The sequence below is a fragment of the Mesorhizobium sp. M2E.F.Ca.ET.209.01.1.1 genome (assembly GCF_004010375.2).
GTDB lineage: Bacteria > Pseudomonadota > Alphaproteobacteria > Rhizobiales > Rhizobiaceae > Mesorhizobium.
Map to the genome: position 1 here is coordinate 17,034 of NZ_SADP02000034.1, position 17,714 is coordinate 34,747.

Annotated in this window: 17 protein-coding genes; 3 read left to right on the forward strand and 14 right to left on the reverse strand. The window is 63.1% G+C overall.

Annotated features, from left to right (window positions below; all coding sequences use genetic code 11):
• The first annotated feature begins 6 nt into the window (after window positions 1-6).
• Entirely contained in the window at window positions 7-1,431 is a 1,425-nt protein-coding gene (gene gltX, locus EN852_RS33265) for a glutamate--tRNA ligase (RefSeq protein ID WP_127880010.1), read from the forward strand.
• Window positions 1,432-1,612: 181 nt separating this feature from the next.
• A complete protein-coding gene (gltA, locus tag EN852_RS33270) occupies window positions 1,613-2,941 on the forward strand; it encodes a citrate synthase (RefSeq protein ID WP_127863930.1) in 1,329 nt (442 codons plus the stop codon).
• Between the two features lie 75 nt (window positions 2,942-3,016).
• On the opposite strand, the gene lpxB is transcribed toward gltA, so the two are convergent.
• The 14 genes from lpxB to EN852_RS33340 all read right to left on the reverse strand — a co-directional run bounded on the left by lpxB (window position 3,017) and on the right by EN852_RS33340 (window position 16,663).
• Window positions 3,017-4,198, reverse strand: a complete 1,182-nt coding sequence (gene lpxB / locus EN852_RS33275) for a lipid-A-disaccharide synthase (protein WP_127880011.1) — start codon at window positions 4,196-4,198, stop codon at window positions 3,017-3,019.
• Window positions 4,188-5,105: a UDP-2,3-diacylglucosamine diphosphatase LpxI gene (gene lpxI, locus EN852_RS33280; RefSeq protein WP_127880012.1), complete on the reverse strand. Its 918-nt coding sequence runs from the start codon at window positions 5,103-5,105 to the stop codon at window positions 4,188-4,190. The genes lpxB and lpxI overlap by 11 nt, the downstream gene beginning before the upstream one ends.
• Entirely contained in the window at window positions 5,092-5,925 is an 834-nt protein-coding gene (gene lpxA, locus EN852_RS33285) for an acyl-ACP--UDP-N-acetylglucosamine O-acyltransferase (protein WP_127880013.1), read from the reverse strand. Before lpxA ends, lpxI begins: the two co-directional genes overlap by 14 nt.
• Before the next feature lie 15 nt (window positions 5,926-5,940).
• The gene (gene fabZ / locus EN852_RS33290) at window positions 5,941-6,402 is read right to left on the reverse strand and encodes a 3-hydroxyacyl-ACP dehydratase FabZ (protein ID WP_127880014.1); all 462 of its coding nucleotides are present in this window, start codon (window positions 6,400-6,402) and stop codon (window positions 5,941-5,943) included.
• Window positions 6,395-7,450, reverse strand: a complete 1,056-nt coding sequence (gene lpxD / locus EN852_RS33295; RefSeq protein WP_127880015.1) for a UDP-3-O-(3-hydroxymyristoyl)glucosamine N-acyltransferase — start codon at window positions 7,448-7,450, stop codon at window positions 6,395-6,397. The genes fabZ and lpxD overlap by 8 nt, the downstream gene beginning before the upstream one ends.
• A 77-nt stretch (window positions 7,451-7,527) precedes the next feature.
• Entirely contained in the window at window positions 7,528-9,900 is a 2,373-nt protein-coding gene (gene bamA / locus EN852_RS33300; RefSeq protein WP_127880016.1) for an outer membrane protein assembly factor BamA, read from the reverse strand.
• 218 nt (window positions 9,901-10,118) lie between these two features.
• Window positions 10,119-11,261 carry an RIP metalloprotease RseP gene (gene rseP, locus EN852_RS33305; protein ID WP_127863923.1) on the reverse strand — a complete coding sequence of 381 codons (1,143 nt, stop codon included), beginning with the start codon at window positions 11,259-11,261 and terminating at the stop codon, window positions 10,119-10,121.
• Between the two features lie 105 nt (window positions 11,262-11,366).
• Entirely contained in the window at window positions 11,367-12,182 is an 816-nt protein-coding gene (locus EN852_RS33310) for a phosphatidate cytidylyltransferase (RefSeq protein WP_127880017.1), read from the reverse strand.
• 12 nt (window positions 12,183-12,194) lie between these two features.
• Window positions 12,195-12,914, reverse strand: coding sequence for an isoprenyl transferase (locus tag EN852_RS33315; protein ID WP_127880018.1), 720 nt, complete (start codon window positions 12,912-12,914; stop codon window positions 12,195-12,197).
• Between the two features lie 30 nt (window positions 12,915-12,944).
• Window positions 12,945-13,499, reverse strand: a complete 555-nt coding sequence (frr, locus tag EN852_RS33320; RefSeq protein ID WP_082037291.1) for a ribosome recycling factor — start codon at window positions 13,497-13,499, stop codon at window positions 12,945-12,947.
• Between the two features lie 89 nt (window positions 13,500-13,588).
• Window positions 13,589-14,311: a UMP kinase gene (pyrH, locus tag EN852_RS33325; RefSeq protein WP_042642552.1), complete on the reverse strand. Its 723-nt coding sequence runs from the start codon at window positions 14,309-14,311 to the stop codon at window positions 13,589-13,591.
• 183 nt (window positions 14,312-14,494) lie between these two features.
• The gene (locus tag EN852_RS33330; protein WP_127880019.1) at window positions 14,495-15,604 is read right to left on the reverse strand and encodes an aldo/keto reductase; all 1,110 of its coding nucleotides are present in this window, start codon (window positions 15,602-15,604) and stop codon (window positions 14,495-14,497) included.
• Between the two features lie 35 nt (window positions 15,605-15,639).
• Window positions 15,640-16,167 carry a nuclear transport factor 2 family protein gene (locus tag EN852_RS33335; RefSeq protein WP_127880020.1) on the reverse strand — a complete coding sequence of 176 codons (528 nt, stop codon included), beginning with the start codon at window positions 16,165-16,167 and terminating at the stop codon, window positions 15,640-15,642.
• A gap of 67 nt (window positions 16,168-16,234) precedes the next feature.
• Entirely contained in the window at window positions 16,235-16,663 is a 429-nt protein-coding gene (locus EN852_RS33340; protein WP_127880021.1) for a nuclear transport factor 2 family protein, read from the reverse strand.
• Window positions 16,664-16,778: 115 nt separating this feature from the next.
• On the opposite strand from EN852_RS33340, the gene EN852_RS33345 reads away from it, so the two are divergent.
• A complete protein-coding gene (locus EN852_RS33345) occupies window positions 16,779-17,705 on the forward strand; it encodes a LysR family transcriptional regulator (RefSeq protein ID WP_127880022.1) in 927 nt (308 codons plus the stop codon).
• The last annotated feature ends 9 nt before the right edge of the window (window positions 17,706-17,714 follow it).

The window sequence follows — 17,714 nt, forward strand, 5'->3', positions numbered from 1 at the left end:
AGTTCCATGTCCGACAAGGTCGTCACCCGTTTTGCCCCCTCGCCTACAGGCTACCTGCATATTGGCGGGGCGCGCACGGCGCTGTTCAACTGGCTCTATGCCAGGCACACCGGCGGCACGATGCTGCTGCGCATCGAGGACACCGATCGCGAGCGTTCCACGCAGGCTGCGACTGCCGCCATTCTCGACGGACTGACCTGGCTTGGCCTTTCCTGGGATGGCGAGGCCGTATCGCAGTTCGAGCGCGCCCCGCGCCATCGCGAGGTGGCCGAGGAGCTCGTGCGCTTGGGCAAGGCCTACTACGCCTATGAGACGCCGGCCGAGCTCGAGGCAATGCGCGAGGCGGCCCGCGCCAAGGGCCTGCCGCCGCGTTACAACGGCCAGTGGCGCGACCGCGATCCGTCCGAGGCGCCGGCAGGCGTCAAGGGCGCGATCCGCATCAAGGCGCCGACCGAGGGCGTGACGATCGTCAACGACCGCGTTCAGGGCGAGGTTCGCTTCCCGAACAAGGATCTCGACGACTTCATCATCCTGCGTTCCGACGGCGTCCCGACCTACATGCATGCCGTCGTCGTCGACGATCACGACATGGGCGTCACGCACATCATCCGCGGTGACGATCACCTGACGAATGCCGCGCGCCAGACGGTGATCTACAACGCCATGGGCTGGGACGTGCCGTCGATGTCGCACATCCCGCTGATCCACGGCGCCGACGGCGCCAAGCTGTCGAAGCGGCACGGCGCGCTCGGCGTCGAGGCCTACCGCGCCATGGGCTATTTGCCGGAGGCGCTGCTCAACTATCTGGCCAGGCTCGGCTGGAGCCATGGCGACGATGAGGTGATGTCGATCAAGGACATGGTCGCCTGGTTCGACATCGGCGACGTCAACAAGGGCGCTGCCCGCTTCGACTTCGCCAAGCTCGAGGCGCTGAACGGCGTCCATATGCGCAAGATGGACGACCAGGCGCTGTTCGACATCTTCGTCGCCACCTTGCCCTACCTCGAAGGCGGTCCGGCGCTCGCCGCAAAGCTCGATGACAAGCGCAAGGCGCAGTTGCTTGCCGCCATGCCCGGCCTCAAAGAGCGCGCCAAGACCCTGGTCGAGCTGGTCGACGGCGCGGCTTTCCTGTTCGCCGAGCGGCCACTGCCCCTGGACGAGAAGGCGGCGGGCTTGCTCAACGCTGATGCGCGCGCGATTCTGCGCGGCGCGCATGGCGCGTTGTCTTCCGTTCAAGGCGAGTGGAGCGCGGCCTCGGCGGAGGCTTCGATCCGCGAGTTCGCGCAGGCCGGCGGGCACAAGCTCGGCGCCGTGGCCCAACCGCTGCGGGCCGCGCTGACCGGCCGCAGCACCTCGCCCGGCGTGTTCGACGTGCTTGCCGTGCTGGGCCGCCAGGAAAGCCTGGCGCGCATTGGAGATCAAATCGATTAGGAGCGAGCTGGCCCAAAAAGATTGGCATTGAAAGGTGTGTTTCGCAGTGCAACATTAGGCCTTGGCCCAATCTGGCACGCACCTCCTAAAATGCGGTGGCGAGTTCGCGCATTCCGGTGACTTCGACGTGCCGTTTGCAGGAATTGCCTTGCCGGCATGAGGATACAAAAGGAGTTTGAGAATGAGCGAAGCTGCGACAAAACTGGAACCGGGCAGCAAGGCGCAAGGGTCGACCGCCAGGCTCGAACTCGCCGGCAAGACGCACGAATTCAAGGTGCGAAGCGGCTCGACCGGACCTGACGTGATCGATATCGGCGCGCTTTACAGCACGACCGGCGCCTTCACCTACGACCCCGGCTTCACCTCCACCGCAAGCTGCGAGTCGGCGATCACCTTCATCGACGGCGATGCCGGCATCCTCTTGCATCGCGGCTATCCGATCGACCAGCTTGCCGAACATGGCGACTTCCTCGAGGTCTGCTACCTCCTGCTCTACGGGGAACTCCCGACCAAGGCGCAGAAGGAGGATTTCGACTACCGCGTGACCCGCCACACCATGGTGCATGAGCAGATGTCGCGCTTCTTCACCGGTTTCCGCCGCGACGCGCATCCGATGGCCGTCATGTGCGGCGTGGTTGGAGCGCTGTCGGCCTTCTATCACGACTCGACCGACATCTCGGACCCGTATCAGCGCATGGTCGCCTCGATGCGCCTGATCGCCAAGATGCCGACGATCGCCGCGATGGCCTACAAATACCACATCGGCCAGCCGTTCATTTATCCGAAGAACGAGCTGAACTTCGCGGCCAACTTCCTGCACATGTGCTTCGCCGTGCCCTGCGAGGAGTACAAGATCAACCCTGTTCTGGCACGTGCCATGGAGCGCATCTTCATCCTGCACGCCGACCACGAGCAGAACGCCTCGACCTCGACCGTTCGCCTTGCCGGCTCGTCGGGCGCCAATCCCTTCGCCTGCATCGCCGCCGGCATCGCCTGCCTGTGGGGCCCGGCGCATGGCGGCGCCAACGAAGCGGCGCTCAACATGCTGGGCGAGATCGGCCATGTCGATCACATCCCGGAGTTCATCGCCCGCGCCAAGGACAAGAACGATCCGTTCCGGCTGATGGGCTTCGGCCACCGCGTCTACAAGAACTACGATCCGCGCGCCAAGATCATGCAGAAGACCGCGCATGAGGTGCTGGGCGAGCTCGGTATCAAGGACGACCCGTTGCTCGACATCGCGATGGAGCTGGAGAAGATTGCGCTGACCGACGCTTACTTCATCGAAAAGAAGCTCTACCCGAACGTCGACTTCTATTCCGGCATCACGCTGAAGGCGCTGGGCTTCCCCACCACCATGTTCACCGTGCTGTTCGCGGTTGCCCGCACCGTCGGCTGGATCGCGCAGTGGAAGGAAATGATCGAGGATCCGCACCAGAAGATCGGCCGTCCGCGCCAGCTCTACACCGGCGCCACGGAACGCGATTACGTGCCGATTGCGAAAAGGTAATCGAGCGAATAGCGAGATAGCGAGTAGCGAATAGGGGAAGAAGGGCAAAGCCGACACAGCCCTACTCGCTATTCGCTACTCCCTATTCGCTTTCTTGATGCACCCCATCACCACTTCCGCGGCGATCTCGCCAGAGGGCCGCTCGGTCGCCATGCGCCGGGCAATTTCAGCAAAGCCGGCCTTTTGCCAAGCGCGCATGCCGGTGTCGGCAAACAGGGCCTCAAGTTGCCGGGCAAGGTTCTCCGGCCGGACATACTGATCGTAGAATTCCGGAACCAGCGTGCGGTCGGAAATCAGGTTGGGCAACAGGGCGGACCAAGTCGTCACCATATGCTGCAGCAGCTGGCGCGCAATCGGATCGAGCTTGTAGCAGGAAACCATCGGAACGCCGGCAAGCGCCAACTCGAGCGACACCGTTCCCGACGCGATCAATGCCGCATCGGCCTTGCCGAAGGCCTGCCATTTGCGCTCCGGCTCGGTGATGATTTCCGGCTTGTCGTCCCAACTGGCGACCGAAGCCTTCACCAGCTCGGTGACATGCGGCACCGTCGGCAACAGCAGGCGCAGGCGATGGCCGCGTTGGCGCAGCGCCGACATCGCCTTGCCGAAGGGTTCCATCAGCCGGCGGACCTCGCCGCGGCGCGAGCCGGGCAGCACCAGCAGCGTCTTGACGCGGTCGTCGGAGAGGTCGCGCGGCTGGCTCTGCGCCTTGGCGGCGCCAAGCACGCCCGGATCCCGCGTCAGCCGGTGACCGACATAAGTGCCCGGTGGTCCGCCGAGACGGGCAAGCGCCTTCACCTCGAACGGCAGGATGCACAGGATGTGGTCGACATAGGGCTTCATCGCCACCGCCCTGCCCGGCCGCCAGGCCCATACGCTCGGGCAGACATAGTGAACGATAGGGATGGCGGGCGCCGTTGCGCGGACCTTCCTCGCCACGCGCAGCGAAAAGTCGGGACTGTCGATGGTGACGAGGCAATCAGGCCGCTCGGTCGCGATCGTCGCCGCGGTCTGGCTGATGCGACGCATCAGCCGCGGCAGGTCGCGCAGCACCGCGCTGAAACCCATCAGCGCGATCTCTCCGCCGTCGAACAGCGGCGTCAGCCCCAATTGCTGCAGGTGCCGGCCACCGATGCCGACAAGCTGAACCTTGCGGCCAGTCGTACGCTCGAGCGCCCGCACGATATCGGCACCGAGCAGATCGCCGGATTCCTCGCCGGCGACGATCGCGAGCTTGAGCGGCTTGTCAGCGGCCATCAGCCGGCTCCCGTTTGACCAGCTCCGTCGCGGGCAGGCCGACGATGAACAGGCCAAAGTCATTCGCGCGGGCAAGCGTGATCGGGCCTTCAAGGATAAGCGAACGGCCGGCCTCGACGGCTATGCCGGCAAGGCCTGCCGCATGCGCGGCCTCGATCGTCTGCGGGCCGATGGTGGGCAAGTCCGCCCGCAATTCCTGACCCGGCTTGGCGCATTTGACCAGCACGCCGCGCGTCTTGCCGGCGAGCCTGCCATGGTTGCGCAATTGCCTTGTTCGCTCGAGCAGTCCGTTGGTGCCTTCGATGCCTTCCAGCGCGATCGCCCGGCCGCCGATCGCGACCGCGGCCTGGCCGATATCCAGCGCGCCGATCGCCTTCGCCGCAGCCCGCGCCGCCTCGATGTCACGCCAGTCGGATTTGCGCGGCTCCGCCTTGGTCAGCGGGCCGCCGCCCGCAAGCAGTTCAGGCACGATCTCGTGCGCTCCGACGACCTTGATGCCCCGCTTTTCCAGAAAGCGCGTCAGGATCTTCAGCAAGCCATCGTCGCCGCGCGCCAGTCCCATGACCACTGTAGGCACGACGGCCAGCAGGCCAAGGCTCAGCCGCATGCCAGTCAATTTCGGCCTGCGCCTGATCTCGCCGGCCAGCACGAGATGGCTGATCCGTTTGCGCTTTAGCAGCGGCACCAGCGAGCCGAAGTCTTCAAGAGCAAGCTTCTCGGTTTCGTAAACGGCGAGGTCCGACTCGCGGTCGACCTCGCCCTCGGCCGCGATGATGACAGGCGGGTACCCTTGTTTTGCCAAGCTCGCGGCGACTTCCACCGGCAGACTGCCGCCGCCGGCGATAATGCCGATCCTGGCGCCCGGCGCGAGGTTTAGTTTCGTCCCGGCCGCCTCAGCCTTCGTCATCTGCATCGTCGCCGCCACCCTTCAGCGGCGGGACCGCATAGTGCCGCTTGCCGCCGCTGGCGATGAAGTCGATCATCTTCGTGGCGGCAGGAGACGAGGAGCCGAATTCCGCCCTGGCGAGATCGATATTCTCCGCGACGCTGCGGGAACGGTCGAAAATCGACCGGTAAACCTTACGTAGCAGGTAGATTTCCGAGCGCGCCAGGCCGGAACGCTTCAGCCCGACGATGTTCAGGCCGCGCAGCTTGGCGCGATTGCCGGCGGCGATCGCATAGGGAATGATATCGCCGACAACCGCCGAGCAGCCGCCGATGAAGGCGTTGTCGCCAATGCGCACGAACTGGTGAACGGCGGTCAGGCCGCCGATATAGACGTTGTCGCCTATCTCGCAATGGCCGCCGAGCGTCGCGCCATTGGCGAAAGTCGCGTTCTTGCCAACGACGCAATCATGGGCGATGTGGGCATAGGCAAGGAAATTGCCGTTGTCGCCGACACTCGTCTCGCCACGGCTGGAATCGGTGCCGACATGCATCGTGACGGCTTCGCGGATGGTACAGTTCTCACCGATGACGAGCGTGGTGCGCCCGCCCTTGTGCTTGGTGTTCTGCGGCGGCGCGCCGAGCGTCGCCATCGGATAGACTTTCGTCCCCGCTCCGACGGTCGTGGCACCCATCACCGACACATGGCCGACCAGCTCGACGCGGTCGCCGATGATTGAATCGGCGCTGATATGGCAGAAGGGTCCGATGCGGACGCCCTCGCCGAGCCGGGCTCCTTCTTCGACGACCGAGGAAGGATGGATGAATGTCGCGACTTTCATGAGCATTTCGAACCGTCAGCCGGTAACCATCATGGCCGAAACCTCGGCTTCTGCCGCCTTCGCGCCGTCAACCATCGCCTCACAGACGAATTTCAGCAGGTTACCGCGTTTCTTGATCTTCTTGACGTGGATCCTGAGCTGGTCTCCTGGAACCACCGGCTTGCGGAATTTGGCGTTGTCGATGGTCATGAAATAAACCAGCGAGGGCTTTTCAGCATTGAGGGTGCGAATGCAGATCGCTCCGGCGGTCTGGGCCATCGCCTCGATGATCAGCACGCCGGGCATGACCGGCTGTTGCGGAAAGTGGCCCTGGAAATGCGGCTCGTTGATGGTCACGTTCTTGATGCCGACGGCGGATTCGTCGCCGTCGATGTCGACGATGCGATCGATCAGCAGGAACGGATAGCGGTGCGGCAGGAGCTTCATCAGCCCCATGATGTCGACCGCCTCGAGTGTAGTTGCCACCATATCAGCCATTTCCGTCGCCTTGCTTGCGCGTCCTGGCCATCTTGCGCAGCATCGCTATCTCGCGCATGGCTTCCGCCATCGGCTGTGCCGGATAGCCTCCCCAAATCTCGCCTGCCGGCACGTTGTTCATGAATCCACTTCTCGCAGCAAGCTTGGCCCCCGGCCCGATGGTCAAATGATCGGCGAGGCCGACACCGCCACCCATGGTGACGTTGTCGCCGACGACGACGGAACCGGAAATACCCGAAAGGCCCGCTATAATGCAATTGCGGCCGATGCGAACATTGTGGGCGATCTGCACCAGATTGTCGATCTTGGTGCCTTGGCCGATGATGGTATCGGACATCGCGCCGCGGTCGACGGTCGAATTGGAGCCGATCTCGACGTCGTCCTGGATAATGACGCGACCGATCTGCGGCACGCGTTCAGGCCCCTTGGCGCCGCCCACGAAGCCGAAACCGTCCTGGCCGATCCTCGCGCCGCCATGGATGATGACACGATTGCCGACAAGTGCATATTGGATGCTGGCGCCCGGACCGACGAACCCGTCGCGGCCGATCTGGCAGGAGCGGCCAACAACGGCGTGAGGCGCGATGACCGTGCCGCTGCCGATGGACACGCCGGGACCGATCACGGCGCCCGCTTCGACGATCACCCCTTCCTCGATATGTGCGGACGGATCGACGAAGGCATGCGCCGAGATGCCGGTTTCTCCGGTCATTGGCCCCGGAGTTGCCGCATGCGGAAACAAAAGGCGCCCGACCATCGCGAAAGCCTGTTGCGGGCGAGGATGCATAAGCACCGCGACCCCTGGCGGTGCCTTGCTGGCAAAATCGGCGGGGCACAGGACCGCGGCCGCCCTCAGCGACTGCATCAGCGCGAAATTGCGCTTGCCGTCGACAAAGACGAGCGCGCCGTCGCCGCCCTCATTGGCGGGAGCGAGCGCCTCAATGGCAATTTCAGCCTGGGCGGTATCAAGCAGGCTGGCGCCGGTCAGATTCGCGACCTCGCCAGCCGTATACCGGCGTGAAGGCGCGAAGAACACCGGATCGGTCATTCCAGAAGCAATATCCAGCTGGGTCGGATCAGTCTAGTCCGGGCCGTCAGCCGGCCCGGAAACTCGCGACCACGAAATCAGAAGCGGGTCGCGATGCCGAAGTTGAATTCCTGCACGTTGTCGGTCGACTCTTTCTTGACCGGGATCGCATAGTCAATGCGGATCGGGCCGAACGGCGAAGCCCACATCAGGCCGACACCGACTGAAGCGCGGAGCTTCATGCCCACAGACGACTGATCGACCAAGCTCGGATCAAGCTTGTTGCCATAAAGGGTTGCGGCATCGGCAAATACCGCACCGCGCAATCCGAAGCTCTCCGGAATGACTGGGAGCGGGAACTGAGCCTCCGCCGAAGCATTGAAATAGGTTGTACCGCCGAGATGATCGCCCGCCCCGTTGCTATCGACAGGACCGATACCGCCATATTCGAAACCGCGGATCATGCGGTCGTTGCTCTGGAAGTGGTCAAAGATGCGTAGATCACCACTGCCGTAGCCAGCAATGTACCCAGCGCCGCCCGAGACGAGACCGACAAGGTCAAGCTGCTCCGACAAGGTCTCATAGACGCTCGCACGCCCAGTCACCTTCACCCACTTGGCATCGCCGCCGAGGCCGGCAAATTCGGTGGTACCGGTGATGTAGAGACCCTCATGCGGGTTCTTCATGTCGTCAATAGTGTTGTAGACAAGACCCAGGCTGACCGATGATTTCAGCCACGGGCTTTCTTGTATACCATTCACAATCGCTTGCGAAATATTGCAACCCGCATCAGGTATCCCGTCGCCATTTTGGTCGCAGCTATCGTCCAGCGAGTATTTTTCCTGCGAGATATTGTACGCCAGCTGTGTCGAAATGCTGTCGGTAATCGGCAGGCCGAACCGAACGGTCGCGCCGGTGGTGTCCGTATCGTAGTGGTCGTACTCGCGCGTCGACTTGTATATATCGAAACCCGCCGCGATTCGCCGGCCGAGGAAGTAAGGCTCGGTGAAGGAAACGGCATAGTCGCGCGAATGCCTGCCGCCGCCCGCCGACAGCTTGATGTACTGGCCACGGCCGAGGAAGTTGCGCTCGGTGACCGAACCCTCGATCGACGGGCCGGGCGTGTCGCCACCGGTCGAATAGCCGGCGCCGATGGAGAACTCGCCGGTCGACTTCTCGACCACGGTCACGACCAGCACGACCTGGTCGGGCGCCGAGCCAGGAACCGTCGAAATGTCGACAGACTGGAAGTAATCAAGGCCTTCCAGCCGCTTCTTCGCGCGCTGGATGAGAACTTGATTGAAGGCATCGCCCTCGCTGACATCGAATTCGCGACGGATGACATAGTCGCGCGTGCGGTCGTTGCCGCGGATTTCGATGCGCTCGATATAGGCTTTGGTGCCCTGGTCGATGGTGTAGACGACCGAAATGGTGTGGTTCTCGAAATTGCGATCGCCGCGCGGCGTCACCTGGGCAAAGGCATAGCCCGAGCCCGCGACCTTCTCGGTCAAGGCGACGATCGAATCCTCGACATCCTTGGCGTTGTAGACATCGCCCTTGTGGGTCTCGACGACGGATTCCAGCGCCTTCGAATCGACCTCCGGAATGGTGCTTTCCACGCTGACGTCGCCGAACGTGTAACGATCGCCCTCCTGCACCGTGATGGTGACCGTGTATTTGTTGGTGGCGTCGTCAAGCTCGCCGACGGCCGAGACGACCTGGAAGTCTGCATAGCCATGATTGTAGTAGAAGCGGCGCAGCAGCTCCTGGTCGGCGCGCAGCTTGTCCTCGTCATAGACGTCGTCGCGCAGCACGAAGGACAGCCAGGACGAACGCTTGGTGTTGATGACATCGGACAGGCGGCGGCTGGAATAAGCGTGGTTGCCGACGAAATTGATCGCCGCGATCTGCGTGCGGCCGCCTTCGTTGATGTTGAAGACCACGTTTACCCGGTTGTCGCCGAGATCCATGATCTGCGTGGTCACGGCGGCATCGTCACGGCCGATGCGCTTGTAGGCGGACTTGATCGCCTCGACATCGGCATCGAGCGTTTGCTGGGAGAAGGTCGCCCGCGGCTTCAGCTGGATACCCATCTGAAGCGCGTTATCCTTGATCTTCTTGTTGCCCTGGAAAAGGACCTGGTTGACGACCTTGTACTCGGAAACCTTGACGACCAGACTGGAACCGACCTGGTTGATCTGAACGTCCGAAAACAGCCCAGTGCCGAACAACGCCTTGACGGCTTCGTCGATATCGGAGCTGGAGAAGGGCTTGCCCGGCTTGATCGAGATGTAATTGCGGATGGTCTCCGCATCGACCCGCTGGTTGCCGCTGACCTCGACACGCAAAATGACCGCGGCCTCGGCCACCGAGGTGGCAGCGAACTGCACTGCGAGCGCGCCTGGCACGACCAGAGCGGCGGACAAAGCCGCCGCGGAAGCGGCGCTCAGAAACTTGGATGCTGCCTTCATCGGGCTTTTGTACCTTTTTCTCGTAGTCCCCACGGCGAGAAAACCGGACGTGCGGTATTTTCCCTTACCGTATTAACCGGATTTTCCCTACACGCAAGGCTCCCGGTTAATTTGTATTTACTTAACCGTACCGCGTGGCTTTCGCGTCACGCATATCCCCACGCATGGTAAACGGCATCTCAATATGGGTGGGGCTGAAGCCAAATTTCTTCATGATTTCAGCACCCAAACAGATCATTCCAAAAAACGAAGCCCATGAAACCGAGCACCAGGAACAGCCCGGTCCGATAGGCCATCTCCATCATTCGCTCCGAAACGGGCCGCCTTATGACGGCCTCCACGCCGTAGAACAACAGGTGGCCGCCGTCGAGAGGGGGAATCGGCAGGAGATTGAGAAATCCTATCCCGACTGACAGAAATGCAACAAGCTGCACCAGCCACTCGAAGCCCAGCTTTGCCGCCTGACCAGACATCTTGGCGATCTTGATCGGGCCGCCCAACTGGCATTTGTCCTCGCGTCCAAGCGCAAAGCGCTGCAGGAACTGACCGGTGCGTTCGATCACATGGCCGGTTTCCTCGACCGCCGCCACCACGGCGCCCGCCGGCGTATAGGAGATCAAACGTGGCTGGCCGAGCTCGGCATTGTTGACGACGCCGATAACCGCGACCTTGACCTTGTTGCCCAGCGCATCCTGCTGCTCCATGGGCTCCGGTGTCGCCGTGACGGCGATTTCCTTGCCGTCGCGCAGCATGGTGAAGGTGATGGCATCGCCTGCCCTGCCTGAAACCAGGCGCTGTACATCGGCGAAGGTCTCCACCTTGCTGCCGTCGACTTTGACGAATCGGTCGCCAGGCAGGATTCCGGCTTTCTCGGCCGGACTGCCCGCGGTGACCTGGGCCACCGTAGGTTCCAGAACCGGACGGCCATAGAGGGAAAACAGTACCGTAAACACGGCGATCGTCAGCAGGAAATTGAACAGCGGCCCCGCAACGACTGTCGCGGCGCGTTTCCATATGGGCTGCGTGTGGAAGGCGACCTCGCGCTCGGCATCGGTCAGCGATTCGATCTCCTCGGCGCTCGGCTGGCTCGACGTCGCATTCATGTCGCCGACGAACTTGACGTAGCCGCCGAGCGGAATGGCGCAAAGCTTCCAGCGCGTCCCGTGGCGATCGTTAAAGCCGACGAGCTCGGGGCCGAAACCGATGGAAAAGGCCTTCACGCCGATGCCGCACCAGCGGCCGATGAGATAGTGCCCCATCTCGTGGACGAACACGACGACGGTCAGCACGAACAGAAACGGCACGAGCGTGCCAAGGACGAAGCCTTGCGTGCTGAAGACCGCGTGAAAAATGTCGTTCAAGTCATGCCCTCAAATTCGCCCGCACACGACACTCCGCCGCGACTGTGGCATCAATCCGGGCGAAACCGTGGCGCGCGCCATTTTTCGCCTTGACCGTATCGTCGTTCAGTTCGGAAACAGCCCCAATGCCGGGTGCTCGGCGCCCGCCGCGACCCAACCAATGACGTACAGCGCGAACGCGGCCGCGACAAGCCCGTCGACCCGGTCCATGACGCCGCCATGACCGGGAATGAGGTTGCTGGAATCCTTGGCACCGTGCCGGCGCTTGACCCAGGATTCGAACAGATCGCCGATCTGGGAAACGATTGACAGCGCCAGCGCGGCGAGGCCGAGTTGGACGAGATTGCCGGCGCCGGCTGCAATTGCCAGCAGCAGTCCGGCGGCAAGGCCGCCAACTGCGCCCCCCAAGGCACCGCTCTGCGTCTTGCCGGGCGAAATCGACGGCGCAAGTTTCGGGCCGCCGACCGCGCGGCCAACGAAATAGGCCGCAATATCGGTCGCCCAAACCACGGCGAACAGGAAGAGAATCGCAATCAGTCCGGAATGGTTGTCGTCACGAAGATAGGCGAGCGAAAAGCCGGATAGCGCCGCATAAGCCACTCCGGAAGCTTCCCACTGGGCAACACCCCTGATCCGGGCGGCAATGGCCGCGACCGCCACGAGGATCATGACGAGGAGCACCAGCCACAAGGCCGGCAGTCCGGCGATCATCGCGACGATGAAGACCAGAATCAGCGCTTCCGGCAGGAAGCCGAGCGCCGCGCCGTTGCCCGAGCGCGCCATGCGCATCCATTCATAAAAGATCAGCGCCGCTATTCCCGCGCAGAACAGCCGGAACGGCAATCCGCCAAGCCAGGTGAGCACAAGCGTCAGCGCCGCCATCACGATTGCCGAGATGACACGCTGCTGGAGGTTGCTCATGCGTGGCGGCGCCTAAAGCGCGACATCGCGGGCGGCAAGCCCGCCGAAGCGCCGTTCGCGGCCGGCAAAGTCGCGCAAGGCATCGGCGAGATGTTCGCGGCTGAAATCCGGCCAGTAGCAAGGCAGGAAGACAAGCTCGCTATAGGCCGCCTGCCACAAAAGGAAGTTCGACAGCCTCAGCTCGCCGCTCGTCCGGATCACAAGCTCAGGGTCAGGGATGCCCTTTGTATCTAGCGAAGCGGCAAAGCTCTCCGCCGTTATCGCGTCGCTCGCCATGTCGCCGCGCGCGACGGCCTCCGCCAGCTTGCGGGCAGTGCGCACGATCTCGTCGCGGCCACCATAGTTGAAGGCGATGATGAGCGTCAGCGACTCGTTGCCCGCCGTCAGCGATTCGGCTTCCTGCAGCAGGCCTCTGATGTCTGGCTGCAGCCCTTGCTTGTCGCCAATTATCCTCACCCGCACGCCGTTCTGATGCAGTTCGGCAAGATCGCGGCGGATGAACAGCTTCAACAGACCCATGAGGTCGCTGACCTCAGATTTCGGCCGCGACCAGTTCTCCGAGGAAAAGGCGTAGACGGTCAGGTAGGAGATGCCGAGCTCCGGCGCCGCACGGACCGTCTTGCGCAGCGCCTCGACGCCCGCCCGGTGGCCGGCAAGGCGCGGCAGACCGCGCGCCTTGGCCCAGCGTCCGTTTCCATCCATGATGATCGCGACATGCGCGGGCGTTGCCATAATCTCGCTTTCGAGCCGGATAACCCGACCCTAAACCTGCATGATTTCAGCTTCCTTATCGGAAAGCAGGTGATCGATCGTGCTGATCATCTCGTCGGTCAGCTTCTGCACCTGGTCGGAGCGCTTGCGCTGATCGTCCTCGCTGATGGTGCCATCCTTCTCGGCCTTCTTGAGGAAATCCATGCCGTCGCGGCGAACATGGCGAACCGCGACGCGCGCATTCTCGGCGTAACCATGCGAGATCTTGACCAGCTCCTTGCGGCGCTGCTCGTTGAGCTCGGGCAGCGGGATCCTGAGCGTGGTGCCATCGACGATCGGGTTGAAGCCCAGATTGGCCTCGCGGATGGCACGGTCGACCGCGCTGACCATCGACTTGTCCCAGACCGACACCGAAATCATGCGCGGCTCCGGCACCGATACGTTGGCCACCTGGTTGATCGGCATCGCCGTGCCATAGGCCTGCACCTGGACGGCGTCGAGCAGGTTGCTGGAGGCCCGGCCGGTGCGCAGCGAAGCCAGATCGTGCTTGAAAGCGGCGATCGCCCCGTCCATGCGTCGCTTCAGGTCTTCGTACTCGCCACTCATGATCATCTCCTCGACCCGTTAGCCGGGTTCACTGCTTCTATCGTTTCTCGCCCGCGGTTCCGTCGTCGCTTGGCGGATCCCGGCGCCTGTTACTTGTCGGTGACGACCGTGCAATGGCCGCCGCCCCTCAGAATATCGCCGAAACCACCTTTTTCGTGGATCGAATAGACGATTATCGGAATGTTGTTTTCGCGCGCAAGTGCAATCGCTGCGGTATCCATGATCGCAAGCCCGCGTTTGATGACTTCGGCGTGGCTGATGCGGTCGAAGCGGACCGCGTTCGGGTCTTTCTTGGGGTCGGCCGAATAGACGCCGTCGACCTGCGTGCCCTTGAACAGCGCATCGGCACCGATCTCGGCGGCGCGAAGCGCGGCGGCCGAATCGGTGGTGAAGAACGGATTGCCGGTGCCGCCGGCGAAGATGACCACCTTGCCCTGGTTCATATAGGCGGTCGCCTGGCGCTGCGAAAAACTCTCGCAAAGTTCCGGCATGGCGATCGCCGAAAGCACCACGGCGTCGACGCCGATCTTGTTCAGCGAGGTGCGCAGCGCCAGCGAGTTGATGACGGTGGCGAGCATGCCCATGTGATCACCGGTGACGCGGTCGCCGCCCTTGGAGGCCACGGCGACGCCGCGGAAGATGTTGCCGCCGCCGATGACGACGCCCACTTCCACGCCCAGCGCGCGCGCCTCGGCGATGTCTGCGGCGATGCGGTCGACCACCGAGACGTCGATGCCGAAATGCTGCTCGCCCATCAACGCTTCGCCGGAAGCTTTCAGCACGACACGTCGATAGAGGGGCTTATCCGTCATCTTGATCCTCGAAAATCTCGGCGCGGCAATTTTGGAGGCAAAACCGCCCCCGCTTCACCTGGCGATGCTGTCATGACTGGCTGACCCGATACACGAAGGGCGCGGCGATGTCACGCCGCGCCCTCGTGCAAAATCCCAGGCTTTTTCGGTCAGTTGCTGGCTTTTGATCTTTGCCCTTTTCAATCAGTCGCTTGAGATGCTGACCGCTTCGCCTTCGATCACGACCGCGGGCGAATAGCCGGCCGGCTTGTCACCGGTGACCGCGCCGCCGGTCACCCGCACCTGGATCTCGGAGCCGAAATAGGGATGCGGGAACGGCGCCGGCGTGGCGCTGACCTTTTCCAGCCGCGCGCGAAGCTCCGCGGGGATCGAAAAATCGAGCGCGCCAAGATTGTCCTCGATCTGGGCGAGCTTGGTCGCTCCGAGGATGACGGAGGCGACGCCGGGCCGCGTCGCCACCCAGTTGAGCGCGACCTGCGCCATGCTGCGGCCGAGCTCGGCCGCCACCTTCTCGAGCTCCGCCACGATCGCCCAGTTGCGGTCGCTGAACTTCTGGAAGCCGGGATGCGTGGTGTTGCGGAAGCCATCGAGACGCCCTGCGTTGCCGTCCTGTATCGGTTTGTACTTTCCGCTGAGCAGGCCGCTGGCTAAAGGGCTCCACACCATGATCCCGGCGCCATGACGGGTCGCGAACGGCACATACTCATGTTCGATCGTTCGTTCCGCCAGCGAATATTCGAGCTGCAGCGCCGAGACCGGCTCGTAGCCGCGCAATTCGGCGATCGCCTGGGCGCGGCCGGCATACCAGGCCGGCACGTCGGAAAGACCGATATGGCGAACCTTGCCGGCGCGCACGAGGTCATCCAGCGTGCGCAGCACCTCCTCCGCCGGTGTGACCCTGTCCCAGACATGCAGCAGGTAAAGGTCGATATAGTCGGTGCCGAGCCGCTTCAACGAGGCATCCACCGCGCGCAGGATGTTCTTGCGCCCATTGCCTCCGGCATTCGGATTGCCCGGTTCCGCGTTGAAGGTGAATTTGGTGGCGATCACCGCCTTGTCGCGCAGGCCACGCTCGGCGACGAACTCGCCAAGCCAGGTCTCGGCCGTGCCGCCGGTATAGAGATCGGCGGTGTCGAAGAAGTTGCCGCCGGCTTCGACATAGGCGTCGAACATGGCGCGGGCGGTGTCCCTGTCCGCGCCCCAGCCCCACTCGGTGCCGAAGGTCATGGTGCCGAGCGCCAGCCGGCTGACGCGCAGCCCGCTGTTGCCAAGCGTGTAATAGATCATGCTCATGGTTGTCTTCCGATTCTGAACTGATGTGCTGCCGGTCACTGTCCAGGCGTCGCCTTTACCCAGGGATTGCCGCGCTCATGCGTCATGCGGAAGGTGAAGCCGTCGACCTTCCAGCCGGCAGCCGAGCGCGTCAGATGGTGCTCATAGGTGCCCCAGACCTCCCAGAGCGGGTCGCCATTGCCTTCCATGCGGTTCCAGGCATACCCGTTGGAATGAACGGTCGCGGCATTGGCCTCGAGCACAACCTGATGGTTGGTGCGCAGATGCAGGCTGGTCTTGCTGCCCTTGAGGTTGCCCGCCCAGGCGCCGATCAAGTCGTCGGAAGCGATGTTGGCCGCGGGCTGACCGGACAGGCTACTGAAATCGGCCGTAACGCGATCGGCGAAATAGCTGCGGGCGAGCGTCCAGTCCTGTGCATCCACCGCGCGGTCGATGGCGTCGGCGATACGGATCACCGCGCGCTCGTCGGCAAGCGCCTGCCAACCGGCCGGTTCGGCGCCGCCGGCATCGACCGGCGCCAGCGCCATGCCTGCAACGAAAGTTACGTGTCTCAAGGCGTTCATGTCTCTTCTCCTTGTGTGGGTAGCTCTGCGAACGGATGGATGATTGTCGGCGCGGGAGGGTTTGCCTTCAGCCCTTCGCCAGCGCGTCAACCACAACCTGAAACCGGCGCGGGTCGAAATAGTCGTGGTAAGCGGCGATAAAGCCGTTTTCGAAACGGAAGACCGCGATGTTGCTGTTGGTGTATTCGGTGCCGCCCTTGATTACGGCGCGGTTGCGGTATTCGACCACGACGGCTTCGGAGTCCGCCGCCGGATAGATGGCTGTCAGCTCGGATTCGAAGGATTCGAAATTGCCGAACAATCCTTTGAAGGCGTCCACGATCGCGGCCTTGCCGTCTATGCTGTCGCCAAATCCTGCCGACGGATAAGGCACGATGATCCGGCCGTTCTCGGCCCAAAGCTCAGCCCAGTTGTTGATGTCTTTATTGTGCAGCAGGTCGAAGAAGCTGCGGACGGTTTCGAGATTGCGGGCCTGATTGGCGTGTAGGTCGGTCATTTGAGGTCTCCCTGGCTCGGCTCGATCTGTGCTGTTTGACGCGCCTTAGATGCACCTCATTTGCTCCCTCGATAAGGTTGCATGATCTGCAAAGACTATGCGATATCATTCATGAATGGATCGCGATCTGCTCACACATCTGCCGGTCATCGTCGCCGTGGCGCGGCGCGGCGGCTTCGCGCTTGCCGCGGCTGAGCTCGGCATGAGCCCATCCGCCGTCAGCCATGCGGTCCGGCTCGTGGAAGAGCGCATGGGCCAGCCGCTCTTTGCCCGCACGACGCGCAGCGTCTCGCTGACGGAAGCCGGCAAAGCGCTGGTGGAGACGGCGGCCCCAGCGCTCCAGGACATCGCCGAGCGGATGGACCGCATCCGCGGCGTCAAGGGAAGGCCGGTCGGCCTGCTCAGGATCAACGCCTCCAACATCGCGATCCCCCTGGCGGTGACGGCGGTCGTCGCGGCCATGGCGGAGCGCTACCCCGACGTGACGGTCGAGATCGTTGCCGACCAGGGGCTTATCGATATTGTCGGCGAGGGTTTCGACGCCGGCATCAGGCTGGGCGAAATGATCGCGCAGGATATGGTCACCGTCAGGATGACGCCGCCATTCAAAGCCGTGATCGTCGCCTCTCCCGCTTATATCGGAAAGCACGGCCGCCCACGCGACGTTGCCGATCTCGCCAATCACAACTGCATCGGCTACCGGCTGGTTCGGTCCGGCGCGCTTTACCGCTGGGATCTGAGCGACAACGGCAAGGACGTCGTCGTCGAGACGCGCGGCACGGCCGTCGTCACGGATTCGCTTGGCGCCGTCGACTTGGCCCTGGCCGGCGTCGGGCTCGCCTATGTCTTCGAGCCGCTTGCGCGCGCCGACCTTGCCGCCGGCCGCCTCGTCCAGATCCTGCCGCAGACGGCGATCGAGGAGCCGGGCCTCTTCCTCTATTTCCCGCGCCGCGCGTCGATGGCGCCGAAGCTCAGGGCCTTTATCGACACCGCACAAGAAATCGGCCGGGCATCCATGCGGACACCCGGCCGAGTTGCCTGAGCTTGTAAG